11 protein-coding genes and 1 pseudogene are annotated in these 14620 nt (G+C 71.8%); 4 read left to right on the plus strand and 8 right to left on the minus strand.

What is annotated here, in order from left to right:
- Position 1 precedes the first annotated feature (1 nt).
- Complete coding sequence (sucC, locus tag BZZ08_RS13125; protein ID WP_104632367.1) at positions 2-1144, minus strand: ADP-forming succinate--CoA ligase subunit beta; 1143 nt, start codon at positions 1142-1144, stop codon at positions 2-4.
- A gap of 143 nt (positions 1145-1287) precedes the next feature.
- On the opposite strand from sucC, the gene BZZ08_RS13130 reads away from it, so the two are divergent.
- The 4 genes from BZZ08_RS13130 to BZZ08_RS13145 all read left to right on the plus strand — a co-directional run bounded on the left by BZZ08_RS13130 (position 1288) and on the right by BZZ08_RS13145 (position 7880).
- The gene (locus BZZ08_RS13130; protein WP_104632368.1) at positions 1288-2970 is read left to right on the plus strand and encodes a thiamine pyrophosphate-binding protein; all 1683 of its coding nucleotides are present in this window, start codon (positions 1288-1290) and stop codon (positions 2968-2970) included.
- Positions 2971-2980: 10 nt separating this feature from the next.
- The gene (gene frc, locus BZZ08_RS13135; protein WP_104632369.1) at positions 2981-4231 is read left to right on the plus strand and encodes a formyl-CoA transferase; all 1251 of its coding nucleotides are present in this window, start codon (positions 2981-2983) and stop codon (positions 4229-4231) included.
- Between the two features lie 4 nt (positions 4232-4235).
- Positions 4236-6380 (plus strand): acetate--CoA ligase family protein, encoded by a 2145-nt coding sequence (locus BZZ08_RS13140; protein WP_104632385.1) that lies wholly within the window; start codon positions 4236-4238, stop codon positions 6378-6380.
- A gap of 120 nt (positions 6381-6500) precedes the next feature.
- Positions 6501-7880 (plus strand): OFA family MFS transporter, encoded by a 1380-nt coding sequence (locus BZZ08_RS13145; RefSeq protein ID WP_198601448.1) that lies wholly within the window; start codon positions 6501-6503, stop codon positions 7878-7880.
- A gap of 36 nt (positions 7881-7916) precedes the next feature.
- Here BZZ08_RS13145 and BZZ08_RS13150 read toward each other — a convergent pair whose 3' ends face one another.
- The 7 genes and pseudogenes from BZZ08_RS13150 to BZZ08_RS13180 all read right to left on the minus strand — a co-directional run.
- On the minus strand, positions 7917-9113 hold the full coding sequence (locus BZZ08_RS13150) for a sugar phosphate isomerase/epimerase family protein (protein ID WP_104632371.1): 1197 nt from the start codon (positions 9111-9113) through the stop codon (positions 7917-7919).
- Positions 9114-9228: 115 nt separating this feature from the next.
- On the minus strand, positions 9229-10626 hold the full coding sequence (locus tag BZZ08_RS13155) for a nucleotide pyrophosphatase/phosphodiesterase family protein (RefSeq protein ID WP_104632372.1): 1398 nt from the start codon (positions 10624-10626) through the stop codon (positions 9229-9231).
- Complete coding sequence (gene eboE, locus BZZ08_RS13160) at positions 10623-11798, minus strand: metabolite traffic protein EboE (RefSeq protein ID WP_104632373.1); 1176 nt, start codon at positions 11796-11798, stop codon at positions 10623-10625. Before eboE ends, BZZ08_RS13155 begins: the two co-directional genes overlap by 4 nt.
- A 3-nt stretch (positions 11799-11801) precedes the next feature.
- Positions 11802-12650, minus strand: coding sequence for a TatD family hydrolase (locus BZZ08_RS13165; RefSeq protein WP_104632374.1), 849 nt, complete (start codon positions 12648-12650; stop codon positions 11802-11804).
- Entirely contained in the window at positions 12650-13387 is a 738-nt protein-coding gene (locus BZZ08_RS13170) for an EboA domain-containing protein (RefSeq protein ID WP_104632375.1), read from the minus strand. The genes BZZ08_RS13165 and BZZ08_RS13170 overlap by 1 nt, the downstream gene beginning before the upstream one ends.
- Positions 13388-13400: 13 nt before the next feature.
- Positions 13401-14369 carry a sugar phosphate isomerase/epimerase family protein gene (locus BZZ08_RS13175; RefSeq protein ID WP_104632376.1) on the minus strand — a complete coding sequence of 323 codons (969 nt, stop codon included), beginning with the start codon at positions 14367-14369 and terminating at the stop codon, positions 13401-13403.
- Positions 14366-14620 (minus strand): annotated as a pseudogene (locus tag BZZ08_RS13180) (SCO3242 family prenyltransferase); the annotation flags it as partial. The gene BZZ08_RS13175 and the pseudogene BZZ08_RS13180, both read right to left, overlap by 4 nt.

A 14620-nucleotide genomic window follows, 5' to 3' on the forward strand; every position in this document is an offset into this window, starting at 1 on the left:
CTTATCCGGCGGTGGGCGCCGCGGTGGCGAGTCGGGCGGCACGGCGGGCCGCGCCGTCCATGGTGGTGGCCTGTTCGACCAAGGGATGCGCGCGTGCGTCGAGCAGGGCCCGGCCGCGGGCGGCGTTGTTGCCGTCGAGGCGTACGACGAGCGGCTTGGTGAGCCGGACCTCGTCCAGGGCCCGGACGATGCCGTCGGCGACCGCGTCGCAGGCGGTGATGCCGCCGAAGACGTTGACGAGGACGGACTTCACGTCGGGGTCGGAGAGGATGACCGACAGCCCGTCGGCCATGACCCGGGCGGAGGCACCGCCGCCGATGTCGAGGAAGTTGGCGGGGCGGGCGCCGCAGCCGGCGACCACGTCGAGCGTCGACATGACCAGTCCTGCGCCGTTGCCGATGACGCCGACCTGGCCGTCGAGCTTGACGTAGTTGAGGCCCTTGGCACCGGCCCGCGCCTCCAGGGAGTCGGTGGCCGCCGGCCGCTCGTCGCCCCAGCGGGACTGCCGGAACCGGGCGTTGTCGTCGAGGGTGACCTTGCCGTCGAGCGCGACGATCCGGCCCTCGGCCGTTCTGACCAGCGGGTTGACCTCGACCAGGAGGGCGTCCTCGCGGACCAGTACCTTCCACAGCCGCACCAGGGTGTCGACGGTCTGCGGGGGCAGTCCCGCGGCGTCGGCGATGCGCACCGCGGTGGCCGTGTGCACGCCCGTGGCGGGGTCGACGGGGATGCGGGCCACGGCCTCGGGCCGCCGGGCGGCGACCTCCTCGATCTCCGTGCCGCCTTCCGCGGAGGCGATGGCGAGGAAGCCCCCGGACGCCCGGTCGAGGACGTAGGAGACGTAGAACTCCCGCTCGATGGCGCAGGGTTCGGCGAGCATGACGGTGTCGACCCGGTGCCCCTTGATATCCATGCCGAGGATGTGCCGCGCCGCCTCCTCGGCCTCGCCGGGGTCGGCGGCCAGCCGCACGCCGCCCGCCTTGCCGCGCCCGCCGGTCTTCACCTGCGCCTTGACGACCGCGCGTCCGCCGAGCGCGCGGGCGATCTCGCGGGCCCGTTCGGGCGAGTCGGTGACCTCGGCCCTCGGCACCACGATCCCGTGTTCCTCGAAGAGTTCCCTTGCCTGGTGTTCGTACAGGTCCATCTCGGCTCCTGACTGAAAGTGCCGCACGCCCCCTGGACACCACCCACCGGATGCGGGATAACAAGCTTCATACAGTATTCGTCGACTGTATGCAATGTACCGCGAGAGCGCCCCAACCCCTCGTGAAGGGACAGGACTTCGCCATGCCCGACGACACCCAGGACGTCATCTCCGGCGGCCACCTCGTTGCCAAGGCACTCAAGGCCGAGGGGGTCGACCGCATCTACACGCTGTGCGGCGGCCACATCATCGACATCTACGACGGCTGCGTCGACGAGGGCATCGAGGTGGTCGACGTACGCCACGAGCAGGTCGCCGCGCATGCCGCCGACGGCTACGCCCGCATCACCGGCAGGCCCGGCTGCGCGGTGGTCACCGCGGGACCGGGCACGACCGACGCCGTCACCGGGGTAGCCAACGCCTTCCGTGCCGAGTCGCCCATGCTGCTGATCGGCGGCCAGGGCGCGCACACCCAGCACAAGATGGGGTCCCTCCAGGACCTGCCGCACGTCGACATGATGACGCCGATCACCAAGTTCGCGGCCACCGTGCCGGACACCGCGCGCGCCGCCGACATGGTGTCGATGGCGTTCCGCGAGTGCTACCAGGGCGCGCCGGGGCCGTCCTTCCTGGAGATCCCGCGCGACGTGCTGGACGCCAAGGTGCCGACGGAGAGGGCGCGGGTGCCGCGGGCCGGGGCGTACCGCGCCTCCACCCGGTCGGCCGGGGACCCGGAGGCCGTCGAGAAGCTCGCCGACCTGCTGGTGCACGCCGAGAAGCCGGCCGTCCTGCTGGGCAGCCAGGTGTGGACGACCCGCGCGACCGAGGCCGCCGCCGAGCTGGTCCGCACGCTGAACGTCCCGGCGTACATGAACGGCGCCGGCCGCGGCACCCTGCCTCCGGGCGACCCGCACCACTTCCAGCTCTCCCGCCGCTACGCCTTCTCCAACGCCGACGTGATCGTGATCGTCGGCACCCCCTTCGACTTCCGGATGGGCTACGGCAAGCGGCTCTCCCCGGACGCGACCGTCGTGCAGATCGACCTCGACTACCGCACCGTCGGCAAGAACCGCGACATCGACCTCGGCATCGTCGGCGACGCGGGACTGGTGCTGAAGTCGGTGACCGAGGCCGCGTCCGGGCGGCTCAACGGCGGGGCGTCCAAGCGCAAGGAGTGGCTGGACGAGCTGCGCGCGGCCGAGCAGACGGCGCTGGAGAAGCGGCTGCCGCAGCTCAGGTCGGACGCCTCCCCCATCCATCCCTACCGGTTGGTCAGCGAGATCAACGACTTCCTCACCGAGGACTCCGTCTACATCGGTGACGGCGGCGACATCGTCACCTTCTCCGGGCAGGTCGTGCAGCCCAAGTCACCCGGCCACTGGATGGACCCGGGACCGCTCGGCACGCTCGGCGTCGGGGTCCCCTTCGTGCTGGCCGCCAAGCAGGCGCGGCCCGACAAGGAGGTCGTCGCCCTCTTCGGCGACGGCGCCTTCTCGCTCACCGGCTGGGACTTCGAGACCCTGGTGCGCTACGACCTCCCCTTCGTCGGCATCGTCGGCAACAACTCCTCGATGAACCAGATCCGTTACGGCCAGGCCGTCAAGTACGGCAAGGAGCGCGAGCGGGTCGGCAACACGCTCGGCGACGTGCCCTATGACCAGTTCGCCCGGATGCTGGGCGGCCACGGCGAGGAGGTCCGCGACCCCGCCGACATCGGCCCCGCGCTGCGCCGGGCCCGCGAGTCCGGCAAGCCGTCCCTGATCAACGTCTGGGTGGACCCGGACGCGTACGCCCCCGGAACCATGAACCAGACGATGTACAAGTGAGGTGACCCCCATGACTGGCACGACGGGAACGTCAGCGAAGGCCCTTGAGGGCATCCGCGTCCTGGACATGACGCATGTGCAGTCCGGGCCCTCGGCGACCCAGCTGCTCGCCTGGCTCGGCGCCGACGTCGTGAAGCTGGAGGCGCCGAGCGGCGACATCACGCGCGGGCAGCTGCGCGACCTGCCGGACGTCGACTCCCTCTACTTCACGATGCTCAACTGCAACAAGCGGAGCATCACCCTCAACACCAAGACGGAACGCGGCAAGGAGATCCTCACCGAGCTGATCCGGCGCTCGGACGTCATGGTCGAGAACTTCGGGCCGGGCGCGGTGGACCGGATGGGCTTCACCTGGGACCGCATCAAGGAGATCAATCCACGGATCGTCTACGCCTCCATCAAGGGGTTCGGCGAGGGCCCGTACACCGCGTTCAAGGCGTACGAGGTCGTCGCGCAGGCCATGGGCGGATCGATGTCCACCACCGGTTTCGAGGACGGGCCGCCGCTGGCGACGGGGGCCCAGATCGGGGACTCGGGCACGGGCGTCCACGTCGTGGCGGGCATCCTCGCCGCCCTCTACCAGCGGGAGCACACCGGACGCGGTCAGCGGGTGAACGTGGCCATGCAGCACGCGGTGCTCAACCTCTGCCGGGTGAAGCTGCGCGACCAGCAGCGCCTGAGCCATGGTCCACTCGCCGAATATCCCAACGAGGACTTCGGCGACGAGGTTCCCAGGTCCGGCAACGCGTCCGGCGGCGGGCAGCCCGGGTGGGCCGTCAAGTGCGCGCCGGGCGGCCCCAACGACTACGTGTACGTCATCGTCCAGCCGGTCGGCTGGCAGCCGCTCAGTGAGCTGATCGGCCGGCCCGAGCTGGCCGACGATCCCGAGTGGGCCACCCCGCGGGCGCGGCTGCCGAAGCTGAACAAGATGTTCCAGCTGATCGAGGAGTGGTCGTCCACCCTGCCCAAGTGGGAGGTGCTGGAGCGGCTGAACGCCCACAACATCCCGTGCGGGCCGATCCTGTCCACGAAGGAGATCATCGAGGACCGCTCCCTGGTCGCCAACGAGATGGTCGTCACCGTCCCGCACCCCGAGCGGGGCGAGTTCGTGACCGTGGGCAGCCCGCTCAAGCTCTCGGACTCCCCGGTGAAGGTGACCAGTTCGCCGCTGCTGGGCGAGCACAACGAAGAGGTCTACGTCGGCGAGCTGGGCCTCGGCGACGAGGAACTGCGGCTGCTCAAGTCGAGCGGGGTGATCTGACGTGATGGCCGAGGACCGCCTGGCGCGGGTGCGCGGGCTCCTGGACGCCGTACGGGCCGAGGGGCGCACCGCGCTCACCGCTCCCGAGGGCAAGGTGCTCGCCGACGCCTACGGGATCGCCGTACCGGGTGAGGAGCTGGCGCGGGACGTCGACGAGGCGGTGGCGTGCGCGGCGCGGTTCGGCGGGCCGGTGGTGATGAAGATCGTCTCGCCGGACATCCTGCACAAGACCGACGCCGGTGGTGTGGTCGTCGGCGTGGAGGGCGCGGCGGACGTGCGGTCGGCCTTCTGCCGGATCGTCGACAACGCGCGCGCGTACGACGCCTCCGCACGGATCGAGGGCGTGCAGATCCAGGAGCTGCTGCCGCAGGGGCAGGAGGTCATCGTCGGAGCGGTCACCGACCCCACGTTCGGGAAGGTGGTGGCGTTCGGGCTCGGCGGGGTGCTGGTCGAGGTGCTGAAGGACGTCACCTTCCGGCTCGCTCCCGTGGACGCCGACGAGGCGCTGTCCATGCTGGACTCGATCCGGGCGGCCGAGGTGCTGCGCGGGGTGCGCGGGCAGCCCGGGGTGGACCGGTGGGCGGTGGCGGAGCAGATCCGCCGGGTCTCCGAACTGGTCGCCGACTTCCCGGAGATCGCCGAGGTGGACCTCAACCCGGTGATCGCCACGCCCGAGGGCGCGGTCGCCGCCGACATCCGGGTGATCCTCGCGACCGACACGCCGAAGGAGCGGCGCCGGTACACGCGCGAGGAGATCCTCACCTCGATGCGCCGCCTGATGCAGCCCTCTTCGGTCGCGGTGATCGGCGCGTCGGGCGAGCCGGGGAAGATCGGCAACTCGGTGATGCGCAACCTCGTCGACGGCGGTTTCGCGGGCGAGATCCACCCGGTGAACCCCAAGGCCGATGACATCTTGGGCCGCAAGGCGTACAAGAGTGTCACCGACGTTCCCGGTGAGGTGGATGTGGCGGTCTTCGCGATCCCCGCGCGGTTCGTGGCGGCGGCCCTGGAGGAGGTGGGGCGCAAGCGGATCCCCAACGCCGTGCTCATCCCCTCCGGCTTCGCCGAGACCGGTGAGCAGGCGCTCCAGGACGAGATCGTGGCGATCGCCGAACGGCATGGCGTCCGGCTGCTCGGCCCGAACATCTACGGCTACTACTCGACCTGGCAGGACCTGTGCGCCACGTTCTGCACGCCGTACGACGTCAAGGGCGGTGTCGCGCTGACCTCGCAGTCCGGCGGCATCGGGATGGCCATCCTGGGCTTCGCGCGGACCACGAAGACCGGCGTGTCGGCGATCGTGGGCCTCGGCAACAAGTCGGACCTGGACGAGGACGACCTGCTGACCTGGTTCGGCGAGGACCCGCACACCGAGTGCATCGCGATGCACCTGGAGGACCTCAAGGACGGCCGCGCCTTCGTCGAAGCCGCGCGGGCGACCGTGCCGAGGAAGCCGGTCGTGGTGCTCAAGGCGGGCCGTACGGCGGCGGGCGCCAAGGCGGCCGGATCGCACACCGGGGCGCTCGCCGGGGACGACGCCGTGTACGACGACGTGCTGAAGCAGGCCGGTGTCATCCGGGCGCCGGGGCTGAACGAGATGCTGGAGTACGCGCGCGCGTTGCCGGTGCTGCCCGCTCCCCGGGGCGACAACGTGGTCATCATCACCGGCGCCGGCGGCAGCGGTGTGCTGCTCTCCGACGCGGTGACGGACAACGGGCTGTCGCTCATGGAGATACCGCCCGACCTGGACACGGCGTTCCGCGCCTTCATCCCGCCGTTCGGAGCGGCGGGCAACCCGGTGGACATCACCGGGGGCGAGCCGCCGTCGACGTACGAGGCGACGATCCGGCTGGGCCTGGAGGACCCGCGCATCCACGCGCTCGTCCTCGGCTACTGGCACACCATCGTCACGCCGCCCATGGTGTTCGCCGAACTCACCGCGCGCGTGGTGGCCGAGTTCCGCGAACGCGGCATCGAGAAGCCGGTGGTGGCCTCCCTCGCGGGCGACGTGGAGGTGGAGGAGGCGTGCCAGTACCTCTTCGAGCGCGGGGTCGTGGCGTACCCGTACACGACCGAGAAGCCGGTGGCCGTCCTGGGCGCCAAGTACCGGTGGGCCCGTGCCGCGGGGTTTTTGGGGGGCGGTTCATGACGTGAGACGGCGAGGGCCGGCCGACGGGTGCGCGTCGGCCGGTCCGGGACCCGCGCGCGCACGGAAGGCATGGGACAGGGGGCGCTGGCCAGATCTTTCGACGCTAGGGGTGCAAACGACATGACAACCACCGATGTCACACGGGTCGCCGCCTACCGGGAGGTGACCGACAGGAACGGACGCGTCTACCGCGTGGGCGAGTCCGACATCGACATCATGGGACGCAAGCGCAAGTGGATGGTGATCCTGCCCTGGATCGGCATGATGGGCATCTCCTCCGCCGAGTACGCGTTCGCGTCCGCGGAGGACACACTGCACGAGGCCCACCACTGGTCCAGCGGCAGCATCTACTGGATGATGACCGCCTGGGTGTTCTGCCAGGCCGCGGTCGCGTTCCCGGCGGGGCGGCTGCGGGAGAGCGGCAGACTGCCGGCGCGCTGGGCGATGATGCTGGGATCGGTCGGCACGCTGCTGGGCTATCTGTCGCTGGCGTTCGCGCCGCACGTCTCGCTCGCCTTCATCGGGTTCGGCGTGTTCAGCGGCATGGGCGCGGGCATGGTGTACGCGACCTGCGTCAACATGGTCGGCAAGTGGTACCCGGAGCGCAGGGGCGGGAAGACCGGCTTCGTCAACGGCGGCTTCGCCTACGGCTCGGTGCCGTTCGTCTTCATCTTCCACGGCTACATGGACACCTCCAACTTCCGCTGGGTGCTCATCTCCGCGGGTGTCTTCCTCGCGGCGATGGTGGCGATCGCCGGCTTCTACTTCCGGGACCCGCCGAAGAACTGGTGGCCGGCCGCCATCGACCCGCTGAACCCGCCGGCCGACCCGCGGGCCCGGCGTTCGCTGGAGAAGAACCCCCCGGCCGTCAAGCAGTACTCCCCGATGGAGGCGTGGAAGACCGGCCGGGTGGCGCTGATGTGGTTCTGTCTCGCCTGCACCTCCGGCGTGAACATCTTCGGCATCGCCTTCCAGGTCGACATCGGCGAGGAGGCGGGCTTCGCGGCCGGGATCGTGGCCGCCGCCATGTCGCTGAAGGCGATCGTCAACGGCACCGGGCGCGGGGTCATCGGCTGGCTCTCCGACCTCTACGGCCGCAAGCAGTGCCTGCTCTACGTGTGCGCGATCCTGGGCCTCGCCCAGTTCGGCATCATCTGGTCGGCCTCGATCGAGAACCTGCCGTTGTTCCTGCTCTTCTCGGCCATCTCCGGTTTCGGCGGCGGTGCCATCTTCCCGATGTTCGCGGCGCTGACGGCGGACTACTTCGGTGAGAACAACAACGCCACCAACTACGGGATGGTCTACAGCTCCAAGCTCGTCTCCGGTCTCGGCGCGGGCATGGGTTCCGTGGTCGTCGGCGTCTGGGGCTACAACGGCGCCTTCAGCCTGGCGGGCAGCATCTCGATCTTCGCCGGGTTCGTGGCGCTGTTCCTGCACCCGCCCGGACGCTCGAAGGACAAGCGCGTCACACCCAACCCCCAGCCGCTCGGAGAGGGGTGAACCGGCGAACCTTCCTCCGCCCGGTCCGTGCCCCGGTCAGTGACGCCGCTTGCGCAGGGCGGCCAGGTTGTCGTAGCTGATCTTGGCCTCCCGCAGTGACTGCGAGGGATCGGTCGCGCTCGGGGAGTTGTCGTCCTCGATCATCGGGTTGTGGTAGTTCCGCTGTCCGACCCGGGAGAAGAACGTCGTGTAGTCGATGACCCCGGTTCCGAAGGGCACCATGTCGTAGCCCATGCCGTTGGTCGTGCTGACGACGCCGTCCTTGGCGTGGAAGAGCGGGTAGCGCCGGTTGTTGCGGACCACCAGCCCGGCGGGGTCGAAGACGTTCTTCCGGGTGGAGCCGTCGTGGGCGGTGTACTCCTGGAACTTGTACTGGGCGACGTGCGCCCAGAAGATGTCCATCTCCAGCCACACGACCCTCGGGTCGGTGACCTTGAGGAAGTACTCCAGCTTCCGGATGCCCGAACTGCGGGTCGGCCGGCCCTGGTCGTCCAGCGGGCCCCCGTCGAGCAGGAAGCCGTAGGCGCTGTCGTGGTTGTGGGTGTAGAGCTTGATGCCCTCGCGGTGGGCGATCGCGCCGAGGGCGTTCCACTTGTCGGCGGCCACGTCCCAGTCGGCGCGGTAGGAGCTGCCGGTGGGGTCGCCGCCGGTGCCCATGTGGTCCATGCCGAGGATGTTGGCGATCTCCAGGTGCTTCTTGAAGGTGTCCTTGTCCGCCGTGGTCAGCGGCCAGGAGGACGGGATGAAGCCGTGGTTGCCCTGGGCGCGCAGACCGTAGTCGTCGAGCCAGGAGCGCAGCAGCCGGGCGCCCTGGACGGATTCCAGGCTGGCGCCGCCCGGGGCGTTGGCGTGCTGGTTGTAGCCGGCGAACTCCACCTGGCGGTAGCCGTGGCGGGACAGCTGCTTGAACACCTCGCGGAAGCCGGAGGGCAGGTCGGAGGCGAGGGGGTCGCGGGCGGTGGCGTCACGGACGGTGTAGAGGATGATGCCGCGCTTGTCCGCCGGGACGAGGACCTGCCCGTGACCGTGTCCGTGGTCGTGGTCTCTGCCCCGGTCGTGGGCGAGGGCCGGGGAGGCCCCGAAGACGGGGGCCGCGACGGCTCCGGCGGCCACGGCGGTGCAGGTGCTGAGGAAACGGCGCCGGTTCACGCCGAGGGCGCGGCGCAGGCTCTCGTCCGGGGCGTCGGCGGCCGGGCCGGCGTCGGTGCGGGAGGGGTCGGTGAACGGGGTCACGGGTGCCTGCCTTCTGGGGTCGTGGCCTGCGCCGATGCGGCTCGGGCGGGCCGTTGTCAGTGCCGTGTGTTTCACTCTCGGTAGTCGGATGTCGGAGGGCGTACCGGGTGGTGCGTCAGCCGAGTCCGGCCAGCCGGAGCAGGAGTTGTTTCACGTCGGTGGCCGCGACGCGGTCTCCGACAGCGCGGGGGGTGGAGCAGATGAGGAGCGGACCGTCGTCGTCGCTCGCGGGGAGGCGGCCGTGGCTGCCTCGAATAGGTGAGGGGTCCAGGGGCACGACCGCCATGCGGTAGCGCATGCCGAGCTTCTTGCGGGCCAGGGCGCCGGCCGCCTTGACCTTGACGTAGGGGTCGAGCGGGTCCATGAACAGCTCGACCGGGTCGTAGCCGGGTTTGCGGTGGATCTCGACGAGCTGCGCGAAGTCGGGCGCGCGGTCGTCGTCGAGCCAGTAGTAGTACGTGAACCAGGCGTCCGGCTCCGCCACGGCGACCAGCTCGCCGGCGCGCGGGTGGTCGAGGTGCTGGGCCTTCTTGCCCTCGTCGTCGAGGAGTTGCTCGATGCCGGGCAGCCCTTCCAGGGCGGCACGGGTCGCGTCGAGATCCTCGGGGCGGCGGACGTACACGTGGGCGATCTGGTGGTCGGCGACCGCGAAGGCGCGGGAGGCCATCGGGTCGAGGTATTCCATGCCGTCCTGGGTGTGCACCTCGAGCAGTCCGGCGCGGCGCAGGGCGCGGTTGATGTCCACGGGCCGGCTGACGGGGGTGATGCCGTACTCGGACAGCGCGACGACGGTGCGGCCCTCGGCGCGGGCGTCGTCGAGCAGCGGGGCCAGCGCCGCGTCGAGGTCGGCGGCGGCCTTCAGGGAGCGCGGGTCGTCGGGGCCGAAGCGCTGCAGGTCGTAGTCGAGGTGAGGGAGGTAGCAGAGGGTCAGGTCGGGGTGCCGGGTGGCCATGATGTGCCGGGTGGCGTCGATGATCCACTGGCTGGAGACCAGGTCCGCGCCGGGGCCCCAGAAGTGGAAGAGCGGGAAGGTGCCGAGCTTGTCGGTGAGTTCGTCGTGCAGGGCCGGGGGCCTGGTGTAGCAGTCGGGTTCCTTGCGGCCGTCGGCGTAGTAGACGGGACGGGGGGTGACGGTGAAGTCGGTGTCGGCGCCCATGGCGTACCACCAGCAGATGTTGGCGACGGTGTAGCCGGGGTGGGCGCGGCGGGCGGCGTCCCAGAGTCGGTCGCCGGCGACGAGTCCGTTGTGCTGGCGCCACAGCAGGACGTCGCCGAGTTCGCGGAAGTACCAGCCGTTGCCGACGATGCCGTGCTCGGAGGGCATGGTGCCGGTCAGGAAGGTGGACTGGGCGGCGCAGGTGACGGCGGGCAGGACGGTGCCGAGCGGGGCCCGGGAGCCGGACTGGCCGAGCTGCTTGAGGTGGGGCATGTGGTCGAGGAGACGGGGGGTGAGACCGACGACGTCCAAGACGAGGAGGGGGGTGGGTCCGTCGGAGGGGGCGGGTCGGGTCATGGCAGCTCCTTCAGGCCGAGGTCCGTCAACAGGTCGCGGGCGAGGGTCAGCTCGGCGGCGATGCCGTCGGTGAGCTGGGCGCGGGCACGGGGCCGCAGCTCGGGCGGGAGGGCCTGCCAGGTGTAGGTCTCGACCTCCAGGTGCCGGGTGAGCGGGTGCGGGCCGCCGACGAGCCGGGTCAGCGCGGCCTCGAGTACCGGAAGGGTGGAGGTGAGGGGCGCGGCGGGGGCCGCGTGCAGGGGGACGTGGAAGTGGGCGCGCCAGGGCGCGGTGTCGGGCAGCGGGCCGCCGTCCGCGAGGGCCTCGTCGAGGTCGTCGGTGCCGTGCAGGCCGCCGGACGGGGTGGTGGTGCGGGTCTGGTGCAGGAAGCGCGGCTCGGCGAAGGCGGCGAGGGCTTCGCGGACCGCGGGGTCGGCGGGGTGTTCGGCGTGCAGTGCGGCGGACAGCTGGGACTTGACGACGGGCACCCGGGCGGCCGTGAGGGCGTCCAGGGCGGTGTGCGGGTCTTCGAAGGAGGTGGCGAGGTGGCAGGTGTCGACGCAGACGCCGATGCGGTCGTGGGCGATCGCGGTCAGCGGGGCGAGGGCGTCGTGGGTGGTCTCGACGACGCAGCCGGGTTCCGGTTCCAGGCCGACGCGGATGGAGCGGCCGGTCAGCTCCTGGAGCGCGTCGAGGCGTTCGGCGAGGGTGACGAGGGCGGCGCGGGCCTTGTCGGCCCGGGTGTCGTCGTAGGCGGTGCGCCAGGCGAGCGGCAGGGTGGAGATGGTGCCGTCCGTGACGTCGTCGGGCAGCAGTCCGGCGAGCAGCCGGGCCAGGGAGGTGGTGTGTTCGAGGCGTTCGGGGTCGGCCCAGTCCGGCTTGTAGACGCGGTACTTGACCTCCTCGGCGCCGAAGCCCTCATAGGGAAAGCCGTTGAGGGTGACGACCTCCAGGCCGCGCCGGTCGAGTTCGGTGCGCAGGCCGCGCAGGGCGGCGGGGTCGGTGACCAGCGCGTGGGCGGCGTCGCGGGCGAGCCAGAGCCCGATGCCGAGGCGGTCGCGGCCCAGGCGTCTGCGGACCGGCTCGCAGTGGTCGCGGAGCTGGGCGAGGACGCCGTCCAGGGTCTCGGCGGGGTGGACGTTGGTGCAGTAGGCGAGGTGGACGGTGGAGCCGTCGGGGTGCCGGAAGCGCATGGCTCACTCCCCGCCGCGCAGGATGGAGTTGCCCTCGTGGGTGGCCTCGCCGGAGGTCACGTCGAGTTCCAGCCGTCCGCTGAGCCCGTAGAAGGCGACGGGGTTGCGCCACAGCACCCGGTCCACGTCGTCCTCGGTGAAGCCCTCGGCGAGCATCAGGTCGCCGACCTTGCGGGTCTTGAGCGGGTCGCTCCTGCCCCAGTCGGCGGCGGAGTTCACCAGCACCTGTTCGGGGCCGTACTCGCGCAGCAGGGCGACCATCCGGGCCTCGTCCATCTTGGTGTCCGGATAGACGGAGAAGCCGAGCCAGGCGCCGCTGTCCTTGGCCTCCTTGACGGTGGTCTCGTTGAGATGGTCGACGAGGACCCGTTCCGTCGGCAGTGCGGACTCCCGGACCGCGTCCAGGGTGCGGCGCAGACCGGCGAGCTTGTCGCGGTGCGGGGTGTGGACCAGGGCGGGCAGCCCGTGGTCGGCGGCGAGCTGGAGCTGGGTGGCCAGGGCGGTGTCCTCGGCGGGGGTCATCGAGTCGTAGCCGATCTCGCCGACGGCCACCACCCGGTCCTTGACGAGATAGCGGGGCAGCTCGTCGAGGACGGGCAGGCACCGGGGGTCGTTGGCCTCCTTGGGGTTGAGGGCGATCGTGCAGTGGTGGGCGATGCCGTACTGGGCGGCGCGGAAGGGTTCCCAGCCGAGCAGGGCGTCGAAGTAGTCGCGGAAGGAGGCGGGAGAGGTGCGGGGCTGGCCGAGCCAGAAGGAGGGTTCGACGAGGGCGCGGACACCTGCCGCGTACATGGCCTCGTAGTCGTCGGTGGTCCGGGAGGTCATGTGGATGTGGGGGTCGAAGATGCGCATCAGGACTCCTTGCCGTGGGGGTCGGCCGTGCCGGGCGCGGGGCGTCCGGACTCGGTCAGGGCCAGGACGCGGTGCAGGTCTTCGGGGACTGCGCGGTCCGCGGCGGTGCGTTCGGCGGCGTAGTCGGCGAGCATCCGGGCGAGTTCGTCGTCGCCGCGGGCCCGGCGGGCGAGGTCCGCCACGCTGTCCACGGGGACGCCCGTGAACAGGCACTTCAGTACGGCGTGCCGCCACTGGTGCGCGTCGAGGTGCCGGGCGGCGTACGGGCCGAGGGCGGCGGCGACGAGCCGGGTGTCGTTGGTGCGCAGGGCGTCCTCGACGAGTGGGAGGGCGTCCGGTCCCGGCACCAGGTGGGGCAGGGCGTGCAGGACGGCACGGCGTTCGTCGGCGGTGCCCTGGCTGTAGACCCGGGTCAGGGCGTCGGTGTCGGCGCGGGCGGCGTGCAGGACGAGGACGCGTGCGGCGTCGGCGTGGGCGGGCCCGCAGCGGCGGCCGGCCTCGGCGAGGCGCAGTTCCCACACCGAGATGGGGCCGTGGGTGCCGGGGTGGGCGGCGGCCTCGTCGAGGGCCTGGTCCAGCCAGGCGCGGGCGGCTCCGCCGAGTCGGGCGGAGAGGGCGGCGCGCAGGTCGGCGGGCGGGACGTGGGCGGGGGTGGTGCCCTGGGGGTCCTGACCGCCGGGAGTGCCTTCCGCGTCCTGGGTGCGGGGGGTGACGTGGGTGGCGTGTGGCTGCGTCATGGTGTGGCTCCCTTCAGTGGGTGGCGGAGGGCTCGCCCGAGCGGTTGGTGCGGCCCGGCGCCGGTGCGGCCCGGCGCAGGAACGGGAGGGAGCGTTCGGCGAAGTGGGGGCCCGCGTGGGAGTGGCGGGGCAGTTCGACGACGGTCAGGCCCTGGTAGCCGGTGGCGGCGAGGGCCTCCAGGACGGGCGGGAAGTCGATCTCGCCGTCACCGAGGGGGAGGTGTTCGTGGACACCGCGGCGCATGTCCTCGATCTGCACGTGGCGCAGCCAGGGGGCGGCGGCGCGCACGCAGTCGGCGGGCGGGAGCGGTTCGAGGCACTGGCAGTGGCCGATGTCCAGGGTGAGCCCGAGGTGTCCGGGGTCGCCGAGGGTGCGGCGCAGGGTGTGGAAGTCGGCGAGGGTGGCGAGCAGGTGCCCGGGTTCGGGCTCCACCGCGAGGGGGACGCCCGCGGTGGCGGCGGCGTCCAGGACCGGGGCGAGGGCCTCGGCCAGCCGCTTCCACGCCGTGTCCTCGTCCGTGCCCGCCGGCATCACGCCGCTGAAGCAGTGCACGGCGTGGGCGCCGAGGTCGGCGGCGACCCGGACGGCGCGCACCAGGAGGCCGGCGCGGCGGGCGCGGTCCTCCGGGTCGGGGTCGAGCAGGGAGGGGCCGTGCTTGCGGCGCGGGTCGAGCACGTAGCGGGCGCCGGTCTCCACGGTGACGCCCAGACCGAGCGCGTCCAGCCGCCGGGCGACCCGGCGGGTGCGGGCGGCGAGGTCGTCGGCGAGCGGGTCGAGGTGCATGTGGTCGAGGGTCAGGCCGACGCCGTCGTAGCCGAGGTCGGCGAGGAGGGCGAGGGCGTCGTCGAGGCGGAGGTCGGCGAGGCCGTTGGTGCCGTAGCCGAAGCGGAGCGGCCGCGTGAGCCCCCCGGCCCCGGCTCCGGCGTCGTCCGCTCCCGGGTTCGGCGCCTGCGTCGGCCCGTGGTTCGGGTTCCGGCTCATGTGATGCTCACCTTCCTCATGGCGGACCTCCTCGCGAACAGCCGGCCGGCCGGTGCGAGGGCCGCGACCAGGAGGGACACGGCCCCCGCGCCGGAGCGGGCGGCGAGCGCGGCCTGGAGCGGGACCGTGGCCCGGATGCCGCCGCCCACGGCGCGTTGGGTGAGCGGGGGTGAGGGGTTGAGCGCGGCGTGGACGTAGGGGCGGGCGGCCGTCGCGGCGTAGGCGGCGCCCAGGGCGGCAGCGAGGACGTC

This window comes from Streptomyces sp. MH60 (assembly GCF_002939385.1).
GTDB lineage: Bacteria > Actinomycetota > Actinomycetes > Streptomycetales > Streptomycetaceae > Streptomyces.